General features: G+C 70.4%; 18 protein-coding genes. 5 read left to right on the top strand and 13 right to left on the bottom strand.

Features of this window, described 5'->3' with window-relative positions; translation table 11 throughout:
* Positions 1-279: 279 nt before the first annotated feature.
* Complete coding sequence (locus tag AC07EJ_RS28300; RefSeq protein WP_478885307.1) at positions 280-927, top strand: HAD family hydrolase; 648 nt, start codon at positions 280-282, stop codon at positions 925-927.
* 178 nt (positions 928-1,105) lie between these two features.
* Here AC07EJ_RS28300 and AC07EJ_RS28295 read toward each other — a convergent pair whose 3' ends face one another.
* From AC07EJ_RS28295 to AC07EJ_RS28280, 4 genes are all read right to left on the bottom strand, one after another.
* Positions 1,106-1,384, bottom strand: a complete 279-nt coding sequence (locus AC07EJ_RS28295; RefSeq protein WP_389479532.1) for an SDR family NAD(P)-dependent oxidoreductase — start codon at positions 1,382-1,384, stop codon at positions 1,106-1,108.
* Between the two features lie 558 nt (positions 1,385-1,942).
* Positions 1,943-3,004, bottom strand: a complete 1,062-nt coding sequence (locus AC07EJ_RS28290) for a threonine aldolase family protein (RefSeq protein WP_478885306.1) — start codon at positions 3,002-3,004, stop codon at positions 1,943-1,945.
* Between the two features lie 113 nt (positions 3,005-3,117).
* Positions 3,118-3,693, bottom strand: coding sequence for a helix-turn-helix domain-containing protein (locus tag AC07EJ_RS28285; protein ID WP_389479527.1), 576 nt, complete (start codon positions 3,691-3,693; stop codon positions 3,118-3,120).
* On the bottom strand, positions 3,693-4,415 hold the full coding sequence (locus AC07EJ_RS28280; RefSeq protein ID WP_389479525.1) for an alanyl-tRNA editing protein: 723 nt from the start codon (positions 4,413-4,415) through the stop codon (positions 3,693-3,695). The genes AC07EJ_RS28285 and AC07EJ_RS28280 overlap by 1 nt, the downstream gene beginning before the upstream one ends.
* Positions 4,416-4,852: 437 nt before the next feature.
* On the opposite strand from AC07EJ_RS28280, the gene AC07EJ_RS28275 reads away from it, so the two are divergent.
* Entirely contained in the window at positions 4,853-5,548 is a 696-nt protein-coding gene (locus tag AC07EJ_RS28275) for a phosphotransferase (protein WP_478885305.1), read from the top strand.
* 28 nt (positions 5,549-5,576) lie between these two features.
* Here the strand turns inward: AC07EJ_RS28275 and AC07EJ_RS28270 are convergent, their stop codons facing one another.
* The 5 genes from AC07EJ_RS28270 to AC07EJ_RS28250 all read right to left on the bottom strand — a co-directional run bounded on the left by AC07EJ_RS28270 (position 5,577) and on the right by AC07EJ_RS28250 (position 12,601).
* Complete coding sequence (locus AC07EJ_RS28270) at positions 5,577-7,166, bottom strand: oxidoreductase (protein ID WP_478885304.1); 1,590 nt, start codon at positions 7,164-7,166, stop codon at positions 5,577-5,579.
* A 132-nt stretch (positions 7,167-7,298) separates the two neighbouring features.
* The gene (gene manD / locus AC07EJ_RS28265) at positions 7,299-8,513 is read right to left on the bottom strand and encodes a D-mannonate dehydratase ManD (RefSeq protein WP_478885303.1); all 1,215 of its coding nucleotides are present in this window, start codon (positions 8,511-8,513) and stop codon (positions 7,299-7,301) included.
* 132 nt (positions 8,514-8,645) lie between these two features.
* Positions 8,646-10,148 (bottom strand): mannitol dehydrogenase family protein, encoded by a 1,503-nt coding sequence (locus AC07EJ_RS28260; protein WP_389479510.1) that lies wholly within the window; start codon positions 10,146-10,148, stop codon positions 8,646-8,648.
* Between the two features lie 2 nt (positions 10,149-10,150).
* Positions 10,151-11,203 carry an NAD(P)-dependent alcohol dehydrogenase gene (locus AC07EJ_RS28255; RefSeq protein WP_389479507.1) on the bottom strand — a complete coding sequence of 351 codons (1,053 nt, stop codon included), beginning with the start codon at positions 11,201-11,203 and terminating at the stop codon, positions 10,151-10,153.
* A 42-nt stretch (positions 11,204-11,245) separates the two neighbouring features.
* Positions 11,246-12,601, bottom strand: a complete 1,356-nt coding sequence (locus AC07EJ_RS28250; RefSeq protein ID WP_478885302.1) for an MFS transporter — start codon at positions 12,599-12,601, stop codon at positions 11,246-11,248.
* A 229-nt stretch (positions 12,602-12,830) separates the two neighbouring features.
* On the opposite strand from AC07EJ_RS28250, the gene AC07EJ_RS28245 reads away from it, so the two are divergent.
* Positions 12,831-13,604, top strand: coding sequence for a GntR family transcriptional regulator (locus tag AC07EJ_RS28245; RefSeq protein ID WP_389479502.1), 774 nt, complete (start codon positions 12,831-12,833; stop codon positions 13,602-13,604).
* Between the two features lie 117 nt (positions 13,605-13,721).
* On the opposite strand, the gene AC07EJ_RS28240 is transcribed toward AC07EJ_RS28245, so the two are convergent.
* The 4 genes from AC07EJ_RS28240 to AC07EJ_RS28225 form a co-directional block, all read right to left on the bottom strand.
* Positions 13,722-14,690 (bottom strand): LysR family transcriptional regulator, encoded by a 969-nt coding sequence (locus AC07EJ_RS28240; protein WP_478885301.1) that lies wholly within the window; start codon positions 14,688-14,690, stop codon positions 13,722-13,724.
* Positions 14,691-14,771: 81 nt separating this feature from the next.
* Complete coding sequence (locus AC07EJ_RS28235) at positions 14,772-15,989, bottom strand: acyl-CoA dehydrogenase family protein (RefSeq protein ID WP_478885300.1); 1,218 nt, start codon at positions 15,987-15,989, stop codon at positions 14,772-14,774.
* Positions 15,986-17,245 (bottom strand): CaiB/BaiF CoA transferase family protein, encoded by a 1,260-nt coding sequence (locus AC07EJ_RS28230; protein WP_389479496.1) that lies wholly within the window; start codon positions 17,243-17,245, stop codon positions 15,986-15,988. Before AC07EJ_RS28230 ends, AC07EJ_RS28235 begins: the two co-directional genes overlap by 4 nt.
* Positions 17,242-18,573, bottom strand: coding sequence for an MFS transporter (locus tag AC07EJ_RS28225; RefSeq protein ID WP_478885299.1), 1,332 nt, complete (start codon positions 18,571-18,573; stop codon positions 17,242-17,244). Before AC07EJ_RS28225 ends, AC07EJ_RS28230 begins: the two co-directional genes overlap by 4 nt.
* A gap of 230 nt (positions 18,574-18,803) precedes the next feature.
* Here AC07EJ_RS28225 and AC07EJ_RS28220 point away from each other — a divergent pair, with 230 nt between their 5' ends.
* Together AC07EJ_RS28220 and AC07EJ_RS28215 are read left to right on the top strand one after the other, a co-directional pair.
* A complete protein-coding gene (locus tag AC07EJ_RS28220; protein WP_478885298.1) occupies positions 18,804-19,865 on the top strand; it encodes a LysR family transcriptional regulator in 1,062 nt (353 codons plus the stop codon).
* 130 nt (positions 19,866-19,995) lie between these two features.
* Positions 19,996-20,790, top strand: coding sequence for an enoyl-CoA hydratase-related protein (locus AC07EJ_RS28215; RefSeq protein ID WP_478885297.1), 795 nt, complete (start codon positions 19,996-19,998; stop codon positions 20,788-20,790).
* Positions 20,791-20,797 lie beyond the last annotated feature (7 nt).

Below are 20,797 nucleotides of genomic sequence, written 5' to 3'. Positions count from 1 at the left end.
GTGGCTGCCCCTGTATGGGGTAGGGGTGGCAGTGCTGGTGGGAGCGGGAGCGTGGTTCCGCGACCGGGCACGGGCACGATCGGGCCCCGTCGGCTAGGCGGTTTCGTTCGGATCAACAGGGCATCCAGGTGCTTGACCATCGCGATGGCCGGCGCGCCGGCCATCGCACTGACCGTCAAGACTGAACCCGCAGGAAGCAAAAAGAGGGAGTTCGGCTCCGGGGCGGTCGAGTTCCATCGATGTGGTCGGCCACCAAGTGCGCACGGTCTACTGCCGGTCATGCCGTTGCTGCTGCTGGACCTCGACAACACCCTGGTCGACCGCGATGCGGCCTTCCGTACCGCCGTCGCCGGCTTCCTTGCCCAGCACGGCCTTCCCGACTCCGACCTCACATGGGTGACGAGGATTGACGCCCGCGGCTATACCGCACGGCACGAAGTCGCCGCAGCCCTGAGCGACCGATACGGCGACGCCGTGTCAACCACCGCTGTCCGCGCCCTCCTCGACAACGGCGTCGCCGACCACGTCGTCCTGGCGCACTCATCCCGTGAGGCGCTGCGCAAAGCACAGGACGACGGCTGGAGTTGCGTGATCGTCACCAACGGCCGCACCGTCCAGCAGGAAGCGAAGATCCGTAACACCGGCCTCGACCAACTCGTCCAGGGCTGGGTGATCTCCGAGATGGTCGGCCACAAGAAGCCGGCCCCAGAAATCTTCCGAGCGGCAGCAGCAACCGTCAGCATCCCCCTGTCCGGTGCGTGGGTCATCGGCAACTCAGCTCATGCCGACATCGCCGGCGCCGAAGCGCTCCGGCTTCCAAGTGTGTGGGTGACGGACGGCCGCCCCTGGTCCCACGACTCCTACCGGCCCACCCACGTCGCTGATGATGTCGCCTCCGCAATCAGCCACGTGATGCTGACACCGTGATGGGGCACCGCCACACCGTCCAAACCCCGGGACCCTCCCACATGGCGTCAGCCTGTGGGCCGTCGAGGCTGAGACCGCGGGAGTCAGCTGGCCGTCGAAGGCTGTTCAGACCGCCCACGTACTCCGCCTCGCCGCGCCCCGCCGTCACGGGGATTGGTCCGTGACGGCGGGAGTTTCATTACGCCTTGATCAGTTCTTCGCTCAGTGCCCAGAGGCGCTGGGCAGATTCCGGGTCGATGGAGTACGAGGCGACGGTGGAGTTGGGATTCCGCGGGTCGAAAGGCCTCGGCTCGTCGTCCAGTTCGGAGATGTCGCTGTTCCTCAGATATACGCCGCCGGTATCGGCGAGGAGGGGGCTGGTGGCCGCGAACACGATGGTGGCAGCGCCTTGTTGTGGCGTCTTCCTCTCACGGTCGGGGTCGATGATCGGCCGGCCGGACTCGTCGATGAGTCCCATGGCCCGCAGCCCCTCCTCGCCTGCCGCACCGTTGAGGCTGGTACCGACGACGATGCCCGGTGGGTGGCGTAGCCACGGATTCCGTCCCGGGCCCAGCGGCAGTCCAGCTCGACGGCGAAGAGCACGTTGGCCGTCTTGGACCGGGCGTAGGCCGTGGCGTGCTCGTAGTCGGCGGTGAAATGCAGGTCGTCCCAGTGGATGTCGGACAGCCGCTGGGCGCCGGAGGTGACGTTGACCACCCGGGCACCGTGCGCGGCGCGCAAGGCGGGCAGCAGGCCCAGGCTGAGCTGGAAGTGGCCGAGGTGGTGAGTTGCGAATTGGATCTCGTAGTCACGGGCGCCGATCACGGCCTGCCCCTGGGGCGTATCGGGCGCGGCGAAGAGATCGCCACGGCCGGTTGCGTTCCTGCTCTCCGACGACGCGTCCTCCATCACCGGCGCGCAACTCGCCGTCGACGGAGGATCCTCGCCTGAACTCATCGGCCCCGAGCAACCGTGTCGTGGCCGGCGCGTGCAGGCCCACGAGCCCCCCGCACGCCGCGTCTCTCCCGGCCATCGGTCAGCGAGTGTGGCGGAGGACCGCGGCGAGGAGCTGGTCGATGTCTTCGGCGCTGTGGGAGAAGGCGGTGACGAACCGGACGATTCCCGGTTCCCAGCGGTCGTGGTAGAAGGCGTAGCCCTCGGCGAGGAGTCCCTCGGTGACCTGCTGGGGCAGGCGGCAGAAGAGGATGTTGGCCTGCGGCGTGGCCAGCAGGCCAGTGCCGGGGATGGCTTTGAGGCCGTCGCCGAGCCGGGTGGCCATCGCATTGGCGTGGCGGGCGTTGTGCAGCCACAGACCGTCGGTGAGGTACGCGTCGATCTGAGCCGTGTGAAAACGCATCTTGGAGGCGAGCTGGCCGGCACGCTTCGCGCGGAAGGCCAGCTCCATGGCCAGTGCGGGGTCGAAGGAGACGATGGCGTCGGCGGTCATCGCGCCGTTCTTGGTGGCGCCGAAGGACAGGACGTCGACGCCGGCCTTCCAGGTCATCTCGGCCGGGGTGGCACCGAGATGATCCAGGGCGTTGGCAAAGCGCGCGCCGTCCATGTGGACGCGCAGTCCTGCGTCCTTGGCGATGGCGGACAGGCGGCGGATCTCCTGCAACGTGTACACGCTGCCGCTCTCGGTGGCCTGGCTGATGCTCACTACGGACGGCTGCACGCTGTGCACGTCACCGGCCCTGCGCCGCACCGCCGCCTGTAGCGCTTCGGGATCGATCTTGCTGTCGGAGCCTGGGACACCGACGAGCTTGGCACCGCCCGTGAAGAACTCCGGAGCGCCGCACTCGTCGTGGTTGATGTGGCTGTCGGGGTGAGAGAGCACGCTGCCCCACGGCGGGGTGAGGGCGGCCAGGCTCAGGCCGTTGGCGGCGGACCCGGTGGAGACCGGGAAGACATCGACGTCCCGCTCGAAGATCTCGCCGAGCCTGCGTCGAGCGCTGTCGGTGAAGGGGTCGTTGCCGTACGGCAGGACCTGCCCGGCGGCCGCGTCGGCGACGGCCTGGGCTATCTGCGGTGATGCTCCGGCCATGTTGTCGCTGATGAAGGCGCGGCTGGAGGGGGTGGTGGCGATGGCGGCGCTCATAAGGGGATCTGTCTTCCTTGGTCTCGCGTGCTGAGGTCGCAGGCGCTGAGGTCACAGGTGCGTCGGTCGCAGGTGGGGCGGTCCCAAGCGCCGAGGTCTCACGTCCCGACGTCTCACGTGCTGATAGGGGAGGCGAAGACGACGGTGATGTCCACTTCCTCGGCGCCGGTGCGGTAGAAGTGCGGGGCGTCCCCGGCGAAGGCGAGCATGTCGCCGGGGCCCAGATCCTGCGGGGCGTCGACGGGGCCGGCGGTGACGTGACCGGTGGCGATGAGCAGGTGCTCGATCGTGCCGGTGGCATGCGGGACCCCGGGCAGCTCCGTATCGGGCGGAATGCGCAGCCGCCAGATTTCCAGGCTGTTGCCGCTGCTGATTCGGCGCAGCAGTTCCCGGGAGACTTCGCCGGGCTCGATGTCCGTGCCTGGCCGGAAGACCGGCCCGGTGTCGGCGTCACGCGCCAACAGGTCGGCGATCGGGATCCGCAGGGCGATCGCGATCGCATCCAGGGTGTCGATCGTCGGATTGCCGTTGCCGGCCTCCAGCTGCGACAGCGTGGCCTTGCTCAGCCCGGCGCGCCGGGCCATCTCCGCGGCGCTCATGCCGCGCTGCTGGCGGCGCAGGCGGATCTTCGCGCCGACCGCGGCTGCGGTACTGCTCACCGGCTGGCGACCGGACGGCGGGGGCGTCATCAACGGCTCCTGTGGGTTGCGGTGTAGGACACGCGGATGCGGCCCTTCTTGACTCTCAACGTCGGCAGCACCACTTCGGCCAGGTCACCGAGGCTGCGCACGTGCGTGCCCCCGCACGGCGCAGCGTGCAGCGCGTCCAGGTGCACGACGCGCCGCCCGTCGGCGAGGAACCGGGCGAAGACCGGCAGATCGTCGGCGACCGCGGCTGCCACCGCTGAGCGCAGCGCGTCAGTCACCTCCTCCCGCCCTTCCGGATCGGCCAGCCGCGCGTCAGTCCCGGGCGCCTGGAATTCGATGCGTGCCTGACCGGGGAAGTGGTTACTGCCGGCCATCTCCCACCCCTGCATGCGACCGACTGCTTCGACGAGGTGTCCAGCTGTGTGCAACGCGGCGTGAGCCGTCCGGGCCTGAAGGTCGATCCTGGCTCGCACCTTCTGCCCCTCGACAAGGGGCGGAAGTCTGCCGCGCTCGGGCGCCGTCGCCACAACCAGTCCCGACTCCCGGTCCCGGACCGGGATGACCTCCGTGCCCTCCAGCCACGCACGGTCGGCGGGCTGGCCCCCGCCCTGCGGGTGGAACAGGCAGTGCTCGACGGCCGCCCATGGCGTCCCGTCCCTCTCGCCGACCGCGATCACCCGCGTATCGACCTGCTCCAGGTAGGTGTCATCAAGGTAGACGCTGCTCTGTGCGCCTACCCGACAGGACTCGATCGACTGAACCATGCGTTCACTATACCGAACGATCGCGGCTAGTGAACCCAACGTTCGTTTTACTGAACGCACATCGATGATCGTGATCGAGGGGCAGGCGAAGACACACCCCACGCATCCCGGAAGTAGATGTCGTCGCGGATCTCCCAGGGAATGCGCAGCCGACGCCGCGGAAGCCACCTGGGCAGTTTCGTTTGGATCACTCGAAGACCGCGACCTTCTACCTGGCCGGACTCCACATCCCAGGCATCTTCCTCTGGGCCGACCGCTGATTCGACGGAGACGAAGGGTTGTCCCGTAACCGATCTTGGAGTTGGTGGGAGTGGGGCCAGCTGCCGTGCGGCCCTCCCGCCTATCCGGCGAGGGTGAGGTTGTGCAGACGGGCAATGCCGAGCATGGCGTGATGGACTCCGTCACCCGCACTCATCGCCGCGGACGAGCAGCACCACGTGCTGCTGATCGAGCACGCCCCGGGCCGGCCCCCCGTCCCCGGCCGGGACCGGTTCCCGTCACAGGCGCTGGACCCGGCGCACGTCACCGCGATGATCGAGGCCCTGACCGACCTCGCCCGGTGGCGGCCCCCCACCGGCGTGCTCACCCGGACGCCCGACTATCCCGGACGTCTTGACCGCGATCACCGCCAGGGCCTGACGACCCGGCAGGACCACCAGGCCCTGACCGACCTGCTCCATCAGGCCGGCACCGACCTGGTGCCGGGCCACGGCGACCCGCTGCCGACCAATTTCGTGTTCGGGCCTGACGGACGGACCACGGTGATCGACTGGGAGCATGCGGGGCATTACCTGCCAGGACACGACCTGGCCGTCCTCTGGACCGTCCTGGCCCCCACCCCGGAAGCCCGCACACAGATCGAGGAACTGGTAGCAACCGGCCCCACATCCGCCCGTGCCGCCTTCACCCTGAACCGGGCCGTGCTGCTCGTGCGAGAACTGCGCAACCACCGTGCCGTTCCCCCTCCACCTGGCGTGACGAGCGGGTGGAAGCGATCGATCGTGACTGGCAGGACATCCGCGAACTGCTCCACGCCCGCTGATTGCGAACTGGGCCGGCACTACCGAGTACCGAAGCGAACCGCCCCGCGAGGCATCCGGCACCTTCCTGTCCAGCGCCTCGCCCCAGGATGAAAATCGCCTACTGGTCTGCCTTTTCGTCTCACTGGCGGCTGATGGCCCGTGAGATACCGGCGGTGACGGTGGTGGCGAGGACCCAGCCGGCGGCGGTCAGCCCGTAGGCGAGCCATTGACCCGTGCCTCGTGGGGCGAATGCCGCTTCCTGCCCGAAGGTGACGATGGGAACCAGCAGGTCGAGCGTGTAGATGACGGCGTTGAACGGCGGCGCCTTTCCCACCTCGAGCGGTGCGGGGCCATGGGTTGCGAAGAAGCTCGCACCACACGCGAGAAGGGCCATGAGCCAGAGGCCGGCGCGCAGTGGCCGGTAGCCGTAGCCGACGGTCGCGTCCTGGATGCAACCCCAGATGCGCAGGAGCGCGGGCAGCGTAGTGCGCCGACGGCGTTGCTTCGCCAGCAGTACCGTGCGTGCTTCGTCCTCGTGTCCGAGCCGCCGATACGCGGCTGCGAGCTGTTCGTACGGCTGTGGGAGGTAGCCGTCGGTGCCGCGCCGGAGCCAGTCGAGCCGTTCGACCGCTGCCAGGGGGTGTGCGAGGGCGTCGTACGTGGCCTCGGCCAGCCGGATGTCTGCCGGCCAGGTGTCCGGGGTGTCGTACAAGGTGCCCAGCTGGGCGTTGCGCGCGTCGACGGTGCCGGCGATCGGCCGCCGGGTGCGCAGATCGGTCTCCCGGGCCCGGGTCATCCGCAGGGACAAGGCGGTCTCGCCAGGATGTGTGAGCATGGTGTCGCGGAAGCTGAGCTGCGTACCGATGTCGCTGCCGTCGAGTTTGATGCCGCCGTTGACGGTAAGGCCCCGGCCGAGGTCGAAGTTGCGGGTGACGTGCACGTCTACGGCCTCGAGCGCGACGTCGCCGGCGTTGTTCAGGACGGCGCCGCAGAAGCCGATCGCGGCCGAGACCGTAGCACCGGACAGGAGGACCCGCCCCTCGGCTCTGAAACCCGGGTGGAAGGTGAAGTCCTCGGTGATCTGGACATGGTAGGCGTCCAGTGCGTTGCCGCCAGGGTTGTTCAGGGACGCACCCTGCAGGTCGAACTCGCCGTCGATGGAGGCACCGGACACGCGGAACCCTCCCTGGACGGCCAGGCCGGCACACAACGCGTCACCACTGATGGCCGAATGGACGGCGGATATGGCCTCGGCGCCCGGTGCGGTGATCACGGCGTGGCGGAGGTCGAGGTCGCCGTGGATCTCGGCGCGGTTCAGTGTGAGGGGTCCGGTCAGGTGGCAGCCGGCCAGCACCAGTCGGCCGCCGATCTGGGCCATGTCGGCGGCGAGACCGGGCAGGGAACTTCCGGGGAGGGCCAGTTCGCGGAACCTGGCACCTTGCAGCTGAGGTACTTCGTCGAAGCGGCAGTCGGCCAGGACGACCGGCATGGCGATCTCGGCGAATCGCAGATCCAGGCTGCCTGTGATGCGGGCGCCGGTGAGGCGGAGTGCCGGGCGGTCGCCCGGGGCGGGCTCCGCGCCGGCGCCCAGCAACAGCGCCTCGATGACCTGGGCCCGTACGACGCGGACAGCCGACGACGACATGTCGTCGCGGACATTGACGGCGGTGCCCTGCGGGAAGGAGTTCCACAACTGCCGCTCAGCAGCACCAAGTTCATCGAGACGCATGATCGACGATCATCCCGGTGCGGGCCCGCCCAAGGCAAGACCTGGCAGCCTATCCCGGCGCTCGCCGCGGGTACTCCCCCGTCGTCCTCGGCTGAACGTGACGCTCGGGTCGGTGGCCGGATCACCCGCTGCTCACCAGTCGTGGACGGCCCCGTCCCGCAGTCGGTTGACCGGCAGGTACTTGCGCTCGTACGGGAACTTCGCAGCGGCCTGTTCGTCGAACTCGACGCCGATACCGGGCTTGTCGCCGGGGTGCATGAGGCCGTCCTCGAACGTCCAGGACGTGTGGAACACCTCCTCGTAGCCGGGCAGATGGGCCATGTACTCCTGCATCCCGAAGTTCGGCACGGACAGGTCGACGTGGAGTGCGGCGGCGAGCGAGGCCGGGGAGAGGTCGCCCGCGCCGTGCGAGCCGGAGCGCACCCCGTACAGCTCGGCGAGGGAGAAGATCTTGCGGAGATGGGTGATGCCGCCCGCGTGGGAGACGGAGGTGCGGACATAGTCGATCAGCCGGTTGGTGATCAGATGCTGGCAGTCCCAGATGGAGTTGAAGATCTCGCCGACCGCGAGCGGCGTCGTGGTGTGCTGACGGATCAGGCGGAACGCCTCCTGGTCCTCGGCCGGGGTCGGGTCCTCGATCCAGAACAGTCGGTGCGGTTCCAGGGACTTCCCGAGCCGGCCCGCCTCGATCGGGGTGAGCCGGTGGTGCACGTCGTGCAGGAGCTGGAAGCCGAAGCCGAACTCCTCACGGACGGCGGCCATGTACGTCGGTACGAAGTCCAAGTAGGCGCCGGTGTCCCAGACTTCCTCGGTGGGGAGATTGCCGTCGGCCGGCTCGTACGTCGCGCCGTCACCCTTGCGCATGCCGTAGACCCGCTCCAGGCCCGGCACCGCCGCCTGCGCACGCACCGCGCGGAAGCCCTTGTCGAGGAAGCGCCGTACGTCGTCGAGGAGTTCGGGGATCGTGTTGCCGCTCGCGTGCCCGTAGACGGTGACGCCGTCCCGAGCCGCACCACCGAGCAGTTGGTACACGGGCAGGCCGGCGACCTTACCCTTGATGTCCCACAGGGCGACGTCGACGGCGGCGATGGCGGTCATGGTGACCGGTCCGCGCCGCCAGTAGGCGCCCTTGTACAGGTACTGCCACAGGTGCTCGATGCGCGCGGGATCCTTCCCGACGAGGGTCGGGCAGACGTGGTCACGCAGGTAGGAGGCGACGGAGAGTTCACGGCCGTTGAGGGTCGCGTCGCCGATGCCGGTGACGCCGTCGGAGGTGGTGATCTTCAGGGTGACGTAGTTGCGGCCGGGGCAGGTGACAAAGACCTCGGCGGAGGTGATCGTGGCCATGGGGTGCCGTTCTCTTCGTAGGACGGGAAGGAAAGTGGTCGCTTCGCGGGGCAGAATTCGCCGGACAGAAGGTGCGGGGCAGAAGTGCGGACGGTGCCTGCCGCCGCACGGGATCGGCGGTCTGCGCCGGGTTCAGGTGCGGGCCCAGCGCAGTGCGGCTTCTGCTCCGTGGGTGTGCAGTGTCCGCGCGGCCTCGGCGACGGCGCTCGCGAACGCCTCGTGCTGCGCTGTCTGTTGGGGCAGCAGTCCGCTCTCGGCGAGGATCAGTCTCGTCGCCTCGCCGGGTTCCGGCGTTCGCCGGGCCAGTTCGGTGAGGCGGGGCCGTGCGGCGTCGTGGACGGTGCCGAGCGCCTGCTCGTCGTAGGCGTCGGCTCCGCCGGTGACGACGCGCACGTACGCGGCGATCCCGAGGGCGAGCAGGCGCGGTACGCGCCCCGCGGCCAGGGACTCCTCGATGACGCCCGCCCAACGGACCGGGATCTTCAGTGAGCCGTCGGAGGCGACCTGGGCGGTGCGGTGACCGAGCGCCGGGTTGGCGAAGCGGTCGAGGAGTTCGGCGATGTACTCCTTGCCCGGCATGCCGTCCGGTGCGGTGACGGTCGGCAGGATCTCGTCGCGCATGGCCGCCTCGACGGCTGCGCCGAGCAGGTCGTCGGTGACGGCCTGGTCGATGGAGCGGTGGCCGCGCAGCAGGCCCAGGTAGGCGAGGAGCGAGTGCGCGCCGTTGAGCAGGCGCAGCTTCATCAGTTCGTACGGGGCGACGTCCCGCGTGAACACCGCTCCCGCGGCCTCCCAGGCGGGCCGTCCGGCGCGGAAGTCGTCCTGAAGGACCCACAGTTTGTACGGCTCGGCGGGTACGGGCACGGTGTCGCGGACGCCGAACGCGCGGGCGACCAGGGCGCGGTGCTCGTCGGTGGTGGCGGGTGCGATCCGGTCGACCATGGTGCTCGGCGTGGATACGGCAGTGTCGAGGTACGTCTGGAGGTCGTCCCGTTCGGCGGCGGGCAGCGCGGCGATGAACTCGCCGAGCAGTCGGCGTAGTTGATGCCCGTTGTCCATGAGGTTGTCGCAGCACAGGACGGTGACGGGGGCGTCGCCCGTGCGCAGCCGCTGCTGCAGTCCGCGCACGGTGAGGCCGAGGGCGGTGCGGGGTGTGCCGCCTTTCAGGTCGGCGCGGACCAGTGGGTCGTCGAGGTCGAGATGTCCGTCGGCGCCGAAGGTATAGCCCTTCTCCGTCACGGTGAGGGAGACGATGCGGGTCGTGGCGCTGCCGATCGCGGCGACGACGTCGGCGCCCTGTCCGTCGGCGGCGAGTGGGGCATGGTGCACGCCGGGGACGGTGGCCGCGACGGCGCGGTCACGGCGCAACGTCAACACCGTGTAGAGGCAGTCCTGTTCGGCCATGCCGGTGAGCACCGGGCGGGGTCCACGGCCGGGGCTCGTGGACACTCCGGTGATGCCCCAGGGGCCATCGGTGCGGCGCAGCGCGTCCGCGGTGTAGACGGCCTGGTGCGCGCGGTGGAAGTTGCCGAGGCCGAGGTGGACGATGCCGGGTTCGGGCGTACTGGAGGGACGTTGGAGACCGGGGACGGGGAGGATCGCCCGGGAGAGGCGGGGCAGGGTGCGCGTGTTCATCGTCAGGCCTCCCCGCCCGGCTCGACGAGGACCTTCAGCTGTGTGCGGTCGGTGAGCGCGGTGTCGAGGGCTTCGGCGGCCCGCTCCAACGGGAAGGCGGCGGTGACCAGTTCGGCCAGCTGGATCCGGCCGGACGCGGCGAGCCGGATCGCCGCCGGGAAGTCCCCGGCCGCGTACCGGAAGGAGGTGACCAAGGACAGCTCCTGGCGCTGCATCCAGGCCAGGGGAAGCTCGGTGAGCGGGCGGTTCGGGTTGCCCACGACGACGGCGGTGCCGCCCGGGCGCAGGGCACGGATGCCTGACACCAGTGCGGGTCCGACGCCGGAGCAGTCCAGGACGATGTCGTATCCGGCCGGGTCGGCGAGCGCGTGTGCCCGTTCCGGGTCGGGGGTGAGGTCGGCGGCATCCACCGTCGCGGCGCCGTGTCGCGCGGCGAACTCCCGCCGGGCGGCGGCCACATCGGACACGGTCACGGATCCGGCTCCGGTGGCGGCCGCGACCTGCGCGACCAGTACGCCGATCGGGCCGGCCCCGGTGACGAGGACCCGCGCGCCCGGTTCGAGACCGCTGCGCCGCACGGCGTGCACGGCCACGGCGAGCGGTTCGACGAGCGCGCCGAGCCGTACGTCCATGGTCTGGGGCAGCGGGTGTACGAAGTCCCGCGGGACGCACAGGTACTCGGCGAGCGCTCCGTCGGTGGGCGGGGAGCCGAAGCAGGTGCCTTGGGGGCAGAGGTTGTAGCGCCCGGCGCGGCACAGGGTGCAACGGCCGCACGGGTGGGCGGGCTCGATGGCGACGGGTGTGCCGTGCGGCAGGTCGTCGGCGCCGTGGCCGACGACGAGTCCCGCGGGTTCGTGGCCGAGCACGGTCGGCTGCCGCAGTACGTTCGGGCCGTTCTCGCCGTGGGCGTAGTAGTGCAGGTCGGAGCCGCACAGTCCCACGGCGCGCACGGCGACGAGGACCTCACCCTCCGCGGGCTCGGGCAGCGGCCGGTCTTCGATGCGCAGGTCCTTGGGCCCGTGCAGGACGGCGGCGCGGTGCGTGGTCTTGGCCACGGGGCGGCCCTTTCTGTCGTACGAGGGGGGTGGGCAGCCGGTCTAGCGGGCCGGCAGCGGTTCGACGCGCTTGATCACGAACGCGTAGGTCAGGGCGCCCACGATGGAGAGCGCGCCGGAGACGAGCAGCGGCACGAGGTACGAGCCGCCGGACGACGCGAGCAGGAAGCCCGTGACGATCGGACCGAGGGCGCCCGCCACGTTCGAGGCGAAGTTCTGAATGCCGGCGAGGGAGGCGACGTGTCCGGCGGTGGGCGCGACGTCGGCGGGCAGCGAGGCGACGGACGCGGTGGAGAAGGTCAGCGACGCATAGCTGAGGGAGAGCAGCGCGAGGGCGCCGGCCGCGGTCGGCACGACCACCGTGAGCGCGATGACGGACGAGCACAGGGTGCCGGAGACCAGGCAGGTCTTGCGGACCTTGGTGATGGACCAGCCCTTGCGCAGGAGCCGGTCGGCGGTGAAGCCGCCGAGCAGCGATCCGACGATGGCGACCAGGCCCGGGACCGTACCGAAGAAGCCGAGCTTGAGCAGGTCGAAGCCACGCTCGTCCACGAGGTAGCTGGGGAACCAGGTGATGAAGAAGTAGATGACGTAGTTGAGGCAGAAGAAGCCGAGCATCATGCCCCAGACCGTCCGGTACCGGAACAGGTCACGCCAGCGCACCTGGGGGCCTTCATCGCCCTGCGCGGGGGCCTCTTCGACACGGGCGCCGCCCGCCTCGATGTAGGCGCGCTCCTGGGCGGTCAGCTTCGGGTGGTCGGCGGGCTCGTGGTACAGCCGCCACCAGCCGATGATCCACAGGAATCCGAGCAGACCGCAGGCGATGAACGCGACGCGCCAGTGGAAGGCGGAGACCAGCATCGTGACGAGCGGCAGCGCGATGGCGGTGCCGACGCGGGCGCCGTTGTCCCAGACGCTGTTGGCGAGGGTCCGCTCGTGGCGCGGGAACCAGCGGGAGACCGCCTTGGCGGGTGCCGGATATCCGGCGGCTTCGCCGGCGCCGAGCACCAGGCGCGCCCCGACGAGGCTGCCGACGCCGCGCACCAGACCCATGCCGACGGTGGCGAGGGACCACCAGATGGCACCGATCATGAAGACCTTTTTGACGCCGAACTTGTCGAGCAGCGCTCCGGCGGGCAGTTGGCACAGGGCGTACGTGATGAAGAACGCGCTGAGGATGAAGCCCTGCGTCTCGGGGCCTATGTGCAGGTCCTTCGACATCGTGGGCAGCGCCACGCTGAGCGTGGAGCGGTCCAGGTAGTTGACCGCGAGGCCGCCGAAGCAGAGCACGGCGATGCCCCATCGGACGTTCTTGCCCCGGCCACGGGGGCGGACGGCGTCAGCGGCGCCTGGTGAGGCCTGCTCGGCCTCGGTTTCGGTGACGGAGTGCGTCGTCATCGGGGTCCTCCGGTCGTCTTTGGCCGGTCGGAGGCGTCGTGAACGTCGTGCACGGCGGCTCCTTCGTGCGGGGACGGGATGCGTGGGGTGCGGTTGGGCGGATGGCGGCTCGCGAGACCGGAGGGATGCGTTGGTTCTCGCTTCCCGCGACATTTTCTACCCTCTCACCGACTTACATACAAGCCTTGTATGTAAGAATCTCCGCAGCTGAAGGTGAGAAGGTGACGTCATGGCAGCCCCGCAACGACACACGAGACCGGCCCCGCGGCGCACTCCCGCGTCGCCCGCCCCCAAGGAGTCGGTCCGCACCCGCGTGCACGCGCTGCTGCGGTCCCGGATCACGTCCCTGGAGCTGCCGCCCGGAGCGCCTTTGTCCGAGAACGAGCTCGCCGCCGAGCTCGACGTCAGCCGCACCCCGGTGCGCGAGGCGCTGATCCTGCTCGGCGAGGAGGCCCTGGTCGACGTCTTCCCCAAGCTCGGCACGTTCGTCTCCCGGATCAGCGTCGACGCCGTTCTTGAGGCCCAGTTCATGCGCGAGTCCCTCGAGCTTGCCGCGCTGCGCAAGGCGGTCGAGCAGGCAGGGGCCGAGGACATCGTGGCGCTGCGAACGATTCTCGACGCACAGCGCGCGGCGTTGGCGGCGTCGGACGCGGACTCCTTCTTCGAGCAGGACGAGGCGTTCCACCGCCGCCTGATGGAGTCCAGCGGCCACCGCACGCTGTGGCGCACGGTCACCACGGCCAAGGCCCACCTCGACCGCGCCCGCAGACTGAGCCTGCCGCTGCCCCACCGCATCGAGGACCTCATCGCGGAGCACACGGCGGTGGTCGACGCGCTGGAGCGGCGCGACGCCGCGAGCGCGGAGACGGCTCTACGCGGACACCTTCAGGGAGTCTTCGACGACATCGGGACCATCCAGGCGGACCGCCCCGAGCTCTTCACCGAGCCGTATGACGAGACGGTGCCCGCCCGCCCCCGGATCCATCCGGGGCTGCGGGCCTGACGGCGCGGACCGTGCCGAGGCGGCACCGGTACCGCCGACGCCAAGGGCCGACGAGACGCCGGCCTCATCGGCGCCCGCAAGACCGCATGGCTGATCCCGGCGTCCGGACGCGCCATCTCACGACAGTGCGCCGCGCGCGGCAACCACCGCCTCGACGAAATCGAGCCCGTCGGCGCGGTGCGCGGCGATCGCCTCGTACCAGCCGCGCAGCGCCGCGTCGACGTCGTTGACGAACTGCTGCGCGGCGGGCGCGAGCGCCCCGGAGCGGTGCACCACGCCGAACGGCGACTCGATCAGCGGATCGGTCTCGACCACGCAGGCTCCGGCGTCCAGCGCTGCTGCACACATCCGCAGCGGCAGAAATGCCTGGAGCCCGGACCCGAGGACGAACGCCAGCTGCGCGGTGCGGCTGGGCACGGTCGCCCCGGTCACGCTCTCCACACCGTGCGCCGTCAGCACCCGTTGCACGGCGTCCTCCTCGTTGCGGGTGACCTGACGGCGCACCAGCGGCAGGTCACCGATGCGCGTGAGCGGCACCACGCCGGCGGGGCCGGGTGGGCGCCGGCCCGGCGGGCGCACCAACAGCAGCCGCTGTACGCCGAGTTCGACAAAGTCGAGATCTCCGCGCAGCTCCTCGCAGGCCAGGGTGAAGCCCAGCTCGGCCCGTCCGTCCGCCACCGCCGCGACGAGTTCGTGCCGGGACCCGACCTCGCTGATGTCGAGGCGCACCGCGGGGTACTTGTGGGTGAATCCGCCCGCCCAGGACGCCACCGCCTCACCCGACATGTCCGGGGTGCACATCACGGTGAGCACGCCGCCGCCGACCTCGCGCGCGCCGCGCATGGCGTCCTGCACGGCGACCACGTCGTCGAGCACCCGCCGTGCCAGCGGCACCAGCTCCCGGCCCGCGGAGGTGGGCATCAGACGGCGGCCGGTGCGGTGGAACAGCGGCACCTTCATCTCGCGTTCGAGAGCGCGGATCGAACTGGAGAGACTGGGCTGCGACAGGTACAGCCGCTCCGCCGCACGTCCCAGACCGCCGTGGTCGACCACGGCCAGAAAGTGCTCCAGCTGTCTCAGCTCCACCGGAGCCTCCTTGTTCGCCGGCCCCTGCCCGTGACTGTTCCGGCCGTCCGAATCTCTCGGTCGGGCGCCGCTGACCTGGGCCTACGCGCCTGCGGCAGGTCCGCGGGTCACACGGTAGGTGTCCGGCAGCGTTCCGTCCATCCCCACGTGCCGGGCCACCGCCCGCCCCAGATTGCGCTCGTGGACCGGCGAGGACCCCTCGTAGATCCGCAGCGCCCGTACATCGCGCCACATGCGAGGCACCGGGTTGTCGCCGACGATGCCCTCGCCGCCGAGGAGCTGGACACACCGGTCCGCGACGCGGCCCGCCATCTCGGAGCTGAACAACTTGGCCGCGGCGATGCGATGGCGGGGGATGTGGCCGGAGTCGAATGCCTCGGCCGCCGCGAGGGTCAGGGCCCGTCCGGCCTCCAGGTCCGCGAAGCAGCCGCCGAGGTCCGCCTGCACCGCACCGAGGTCCGCGAGCGGCGCCCCGAACTGCCGCCGCCCCAGCAGATGGCGGGTGGTCTCCTCCAGCATCCGGGTGGCCTGCCCGACACAGGTGGCCGCGACGTGCAGCCGGGCGTGGTTGATGCCGCGCAGTGCCGCCGCGAACCCGGTGCCCACCGAACCGCCCAGCAGCGCGGAGTCGTCGACGCGCACCCCGGTCAACTCGATCTCGGCCACGGGGGCTTCGGCGTGTCCGTTCATCCGCTCCGGAAGCCGGGTCGTCACTCCCTCGCTGACCCGCGGCACGAAGAAGGCGGAAACACCCGCGGCGCCGTCGGCAGCCTCACCGGTCCGTGCGAAGACCACCAGGTCGTCCGCCCAGTGCCCGTTGGTGATGTACCGCTTGCGGCCGTCGACGACCCAGCCGCCGTCGACGCGCCGCGCGGTGGTGGTCAGCGACGCCGCGTCCGATCCCGCGTCGGGTTCGGTCAGGGCGAACGCCGTGACGTGCTCGCCCGCCGCCATCTTGGGCAGCAGTCCCTCACGCTGCTCGTCGGTGCCGTGGTCGAGGATCGCCTGCGAACACAGGCCGATCACGGTGGAGAACCGGGAGCGGTAGACGCATGAGGCGCGGGTGAACTCCATGGTGAGCCTGACCTGTTGGGTCATGGACCAGTCCAGTCCCCCGAGCCGGCGCGGGATCGACACCGCGAACAGCCCGTGGTGGGCCAGCTCCCGCAGCACACGGTCCGGGACCGAGCCCGCCGCCACCATCTCCGCCTCGGCGGGAATCAGCACGTCGTCGGTCAGCGCCGCCACACGGGCCAGATAGTCGTCGAAGCCGAGAGCGAACACCTCGGGGTCGATCATGCTGTCTTCTCCTTCTTCGTGTTCTTCGTGTTCTTCGTGTTCTTCATGCCGACGTCCGGACAGACGACGACACCGTCTTCGATCAGTGCGCGGATCTGGGCGTCGGACCGGCCCAGTTCGGCCAGGACCCGGTCGGTGTGCTCCCCAACCTCGGGCGCGGGCGGGGTGGCGCTCGGACGCCGCCCGCCCAGCGAGAACGGCGTGGTCGGCGCGGAGTACGACGTGCGCTCGCCCCGGCAGTCGGCGATCAGTCCGGACGCGCGTACGTCGGCGTCCTCGACGACCTCGTCGAAGCGGCGCACCGCCCCGCAGACGATGCCCGCGGAGCGCAGCCGTTCCAGGGCCGCCGACCGGTCGAGCCGGCCGAGGGTGGTGTGCAGCAGGTCGAGCAGTTCCCGGCGGTGGGCGACCCGGTCCCGGTTCGACGCGAACCGGGCGTCGGCGGCGAGTTCGGGCCGCCCGATGACCTGGCACAGGGCCGCGAACTTCTCCTCCGTGTACGCCGACACGACCAGAGCCCCGCCGTCACGGGTGCGCACCAGATCCGCGGCGGGCGCGACCAGTGCCTGCCCGTTGCCGCGGCGCCGCGGCGCTGCACCACTCAGTTCGTACTCGGCCCAGGACGCGGCCTGCGCGTGCACGACCGCCTCCATGAGCGAGGTCTCCACCACTTGGCCCCGTCCCGACGATGCGCGGTGCAGCAGCGCGGCCAGCACTCCGGAGGTGAGGGCCTGCGCGGCCAGGACATCCGCAACGGTGAAGCCCACCCGCTGCGGATCGCCGTCGGCCTCTCCGGTGAGGTCCATGACGGCGAACTCCGCCTGTGCCGCGATGTCCAGACCGACGCGGTATGCGGAGGGCCCTCGCGTACCGAATCCGGTGACGAAGCCGTACACCAGCCGGGGATGGCGGGCCAACAGCGTTTCCGGGGCCAGCCCCAGGCGTTCGCTCACTCCGTGCCGGAAGTTGTGCAGCAACACGTCGGCCGAGGTGATGAGGTCCCTCACCACTTCCTGCCCGGCAGGTGCCCGCAGGTCGACGGCGAGGCTGCGCTTTCCGCGGTTGTTGGCGCGTACCATCGCCGTTCCGAACGGGCCGATGCGGCGCGCCTGGTCACCTGTCGGCGGCTCCACCTTGATGACGTCCGCGCCGAGGTCGGCCAGGTTCTGGCCCGCGCCGGGCGCCGCGATGTACTGCCCGAAGTCCAGGACTCGCAGCCCGGCCAGGGGCAGCGCCCCGATCGTGGTGGTGGTCATCGGGCCGCTCCTGCAGATGCTGACGCTGCGGCGCGACGACGCTCGGTCTCGGCCAGCAGGACCTCGCGTGAGCGCGCCGGGTTCAGCAGCAGTCCCCCCACGACGGCGCAGACGCAGATGGTGATCCCCACGACGAGAAAGCCGTCGGCGTACCCCTGAGACACGGTGTCGGCGGCGTCGACGACGACGCCGAGCAGCCACGGGGCGACGATGCCCGCGACGCTGTAGGCCGCGATGATGCACCCGAAGAAGCCCGGCCGGTGCCTGCGTGGCAGGAAGTCGGCAGCACCGGCGAAGGCGACGGAGAACGCCACGCTGTTGATGGAGAACGCGGCTACCACCAACCCCAGTTGGAGACCTCCGGGCGGCACCTGGGTGAACGCGACCATCGCGAGCCCCGCGAAACACAGGAACCCCATCGTCAGAAAGCCCCGGGCGGCCCGCGCCGATCGGCCTGCCCGCAGCATCCGGCCCGACAGGAGCCCCGCCGTGAGCAGCACGACGATCGCCAGGCCGTACGGCACCGTGACCAGCACCCCTACCGTCCCGCGGGAGTAGCCCATCCCGTCGTGGAGAAACGACGGCAGCCAGGACACTTTCAGCGACGAGATGAGGTAGCCGGCGAAGGAGAGCAGCGCGAGCCCCCAGAAACTTCCGGTGCGCAGCAGCGAGGACAGCGGCACGTCGATGTCGCCGTTGGGGTCGGCGGGGAGTACCTCGGGTCCGTCCTGAACCGTCTGCCCAGTAGCAATCCGCTGTGGCCCCATGCCCGGCTCACGCCGCGTGACGAGCAGCCATATCACCACCCACGCGGCGCCGAAAGCGACGAGTACGGCAAACGCCGCGTGCCAGGTCCACGTGACGATCACCCAGGTCAGGAGGGGCGCGGCGGCCAACGGCCCGAGCGATGAACCCGCGTTGACCACGGCACCGGCGAACGCCCGCTGCTGGGACGGGAACCGGTCCGCGACCACGGCTTGGCACAGGGCGTGCGCGGGCCCCTCGAAGAAGCCGAGCACCACCCGCGACGCGATCAGGACCGTGAGCGTGGTCGGCACCGTCAGCGGTGCCATGCTCGCCACCCACGCGATCATGAGGAGCCCGGCCGACCAGCGCCAGCCGATCCGCCGGAAGACCAGGGCGAGAAACACCGCCCCGACCGCGAACAGCCAGAAGAACGAACTCGACACCAGCCCGTACTCGCCCGCGGTGAGCCCCAGATCGTGCTCGATGTCCGGTGCGGCGAGCCCGATCGCGGCCTTGTCGGCGAAGTTGAGCGTGAAGAACGCCAGGAGCAGGCCGATGATCCACCAGTCTTTCGGAGACACCGCCCGAAGGGCTCCGCCCCGCGTTCCGGCCCCGGCCGTCGCCTGCGACGCTGCGTGCGCGGTCACGTTCACCTCCACAGTCCCGCGCCACTCCGGCCGAGCGGCGCAACGTCAGGCAACCGCAGTGGATCGGGGCGAACAAGCTCGGGTTTCCGCACGGACCCTTCGGCGATTCCGAAGGGAGCGCCGCACCACGCTTCCCTGCACGACACCGGGCGTAGATTCCCCGCATGGATCTTCGTCAGGTGGAGTACTTCCTCGCGGTGGTCGATCACCACGGCGTCAACCGCGCGGCGGCGGCGTTGCACATCGCGCAGCCCTCGCTGTCGCAGGCGGTGCGCAAACTGGAGCGGGAGTTGCACACGCAGCTGTTCCACCGGGTCGGCCGTGGTCTGGTGTTGGCCCCGGCCGGTGAGGCGCTGGTCGGGCCCGCCCGGCAGATCCTGCGTGATGTCGAGCAGGCCCGCGAGGCGGTGCGCGAGGTCAGCGCGGTAGAGGGAGGGCGTATCGACATCGCGGGTCTTTCCGCCGTGTCGACGGACCCGCTCGCCGTGTGGGTGGCGCAGTTCAGGGTGCGCAGACCTCAGGTGAGGCTGCGCGTCGAGGAGCGGGACCGGCACTCCGAAGTGGTCGAACTGGTGAAGTCCGGGGCCTGCGAACTGGGTGTCACCGTCCTTCCCGTGCCGCTCGACGGACTGGCCCAGGAGTTCCTCGTTCAACAGCACTTCACGCTCGTCCTGCCGCCGGGCTGCGACGACGAGGATCTGCCGGCTGCCGTGCCCTTGGCCGCGATGAAGGGCGTGCCCCTGGTGATGGGAGAGCGCAACACCGCCGGCCGGGACCACGTGGAGGCGATGTTGCGCGCGCACGGTGTCGAGCCCTTGATCGCGGTCGAGGTGCCGCAGCGCGGGTCCGTCGTGCCCATGGTGCTGTCCGGCGCGGGCGCCGCGATCCTGCCGCTGCGGGTGGCGCTCGAGGCGCGCCAGCGCGGCGCTGTGGTGCGCGACCTCGACCCGCATCTGTCGTGGCCCGTCGGAGTCGTTCACCGACACGGGCGGCTGACTCCTGCGGCCACGGCGTTCCTCGCCCACACGAAGGACCGGCTGGCTTCATGGGCGCGTGCCGTCGAACGGCGGGTGGCTGCCGGAGAGTCCCAGATCGAGGCCTCCGCCGCCACGATGTCTGCGGTCGAACGACGGCAGAACGCCCGGTTCCGGGCATCTTCTCCGGTGCGGCTCGGCCCGCTGCCGACCGAGCCGGCACCCGAGCCGATCGACCACCTCGATCGATAGGTACTGACAGTCAGTCCGGCACGAAATGAGTCTTTGACCCCATCGAACGCGGGCGCTTCCATGTGATCCAGGTCAAGTTCGGCGGCGGGTCCTTTCGGCCCCGATCCGCCGCGTTCACAGGAGGCAGCCCATGTCAGCGCAGGTCACGTGCTCGATCGACGGTCACGTCGCGACGGTCACCCTCCGCAATACCGAACGCCGCAACGCCCTGTCGGTGCAGCTGCTGCACGACCTGTCCGACGTGCTCAGCGGTCTCGAGGCCAGCCCGGAGGTGCGGGTCGTCGTCCTGACCGGATCCGGCAGGGCCTTCTGTGTCGGTGCTGATCTCGCCGCCCCGCCTGAGGCCAGGTCGCTGCGCGGCGACAGCGTCGAAGGGGACACGTCCCGGCTGCGCAGGGCCGGCCGCGTGGTACAGCAGTTCCACCAGATGCCGCAGGTGACCGTGGCCGTCGTGAACGGCGCCTGCGCGGGGGCCGGGCTGTCCCTCGCGCTGGCGGCCGACCTGCGCGTGGCGGCCGAGAGCGCCGTCTTCAACACCGCCTTCCTGAGCGCCGGGCTGTCCGGCGATCTCGGCGGCGTCTGGTTCCTGACCCGGCTCGTCGGCGCCGCCCGGGCCCGCGAACTGTTCCTGCTGCCCGGCAAGTTCGACGCGCACCGCGCCGCGAAACTCGGACTCGTCACCGCGGTCGGCCCGGACACCGAACTGGACAAGCTCACCGAGCAGTTCACCGCCCGCCTCGCCGCGTCGGCCCCGCTCGCGCTGCGCGCCATGAAGCGCAACCTGCTCGACGCGACCACGATGCCGCTCGCCGACTACCTCGCTCCGGAGGTCGACCGGATGGTCGGCTGCTTCCACACCGAGGACGCCCGGGAAGCCGCTGCGGCCTTTCTCCAGCGCCGCGAACCCGTGTTCGCCGGCCGCTGACCCACTC

This window comes from Streptomyces sp. NPDC045026, assembly GCF_056432625.1.
Note: the sequence above shows the minus strand (reverse complement) of the source record. Positions and strands in the feature narration are given on the sequence as shown.

Coding starts and splice junctions, on each gene's coding strand:
- AC07EJ_RS28300 (WP_478885307.1), top strand. CDS start 280: ATGCCGTTGCTGCTGCTGGACCTCGACAACACCCTGGTCGACCGCGAT.
- AC07EJ_RS28295 (WP_389479532.1), bottom strand. CDS start 1,384: ATGGGACTCATCGACGAGTCCGGCCGGCCGATCATCGACCCCGACCGT.
- AC07EJ_RS28290 (WP_478885306.1), bottom strand. CDS start 3,004: ATGAGCGCCGCCATCGCCACCACCCCCTCCAGCCGCGCCTTCATCAGC.
- AC07EJ_RS28285 (WP_389479527.1), bottom strand. CDS start 3,693: ATGACGCCCCCGCCGTCCGGTCGCCAGCCGGTGAGCAGTACCGCAGCC.
- AC07EJ_RS28280 (WP_389479525.1), bottom strand. CDS start 4,415: ATGGTTCAGTCGATCGAGTCCTGTCGGGTAGGCGCACAGAGCAGCGTC.
- AC07EJ_RS28270 (WP_478885304.1), bottom strand. CDS start 7,166: ATGCGTCTCGATGAACTTGGTGCTGCTGAGCGGCAGTTGTGGAACTCC.
- manD (WP_478885303.1), bottom strand. CDS start 8,513: ATGGCCACGATCACCTCCGCCGAGGTCTTTGTCACCTGCCCCGGCCGC.
- AC07EJ_RS28260 (WP_389479510.1), bottom strand. CDS start 10,148: ATGAACACGCGCACCCTGCCCCGCCTCTCCCGGGCGATCCTCCCCGTC.
- AC07EJ_RS28250 (WP_478885302.1), bottom strand. CDS start 12,601: ATGACGACGCACTCCGTCACCGAAACCGAGGCCGAGCAGGCCTCACCA.
- AC07EJ_RS28245 (WP_389479502.1), top strand. CDS start 12,831: ATGGCAGCCCCGCAACGACACACGAGACCGGCCCCGCGGCGCACTCCC.
- AC07EJ_RS28235 (WP_478885300.1), bottom strand. CDS start 15,989: ATGATCGACCCCGAGGTGTTCGCTCTCGGCTTCGACGACTATCTGGCC.
- AC07EJ_RS28230 (WP_389479496.1), bottom strand. CDS start 17,245: ATGACCACCACCACGATCGGGGCGCTGCCCCTGGCCGGGCTGCGAGTC.
- AC07EJ_RS28220 (WP_478885298.1), top strand. CDS start 18,804: ATGGATCTTCGTCAGGTGGAGTACTTCCTCGCGGTGGTCGATCACCAC.
- AC07EJ_RS28215 (WP_478885297.1), top strand. CDS start 19,996: ATGTCAGCGCAGGTCACGTGCTCGATCGACGGTCACGTCGCGACGGTC.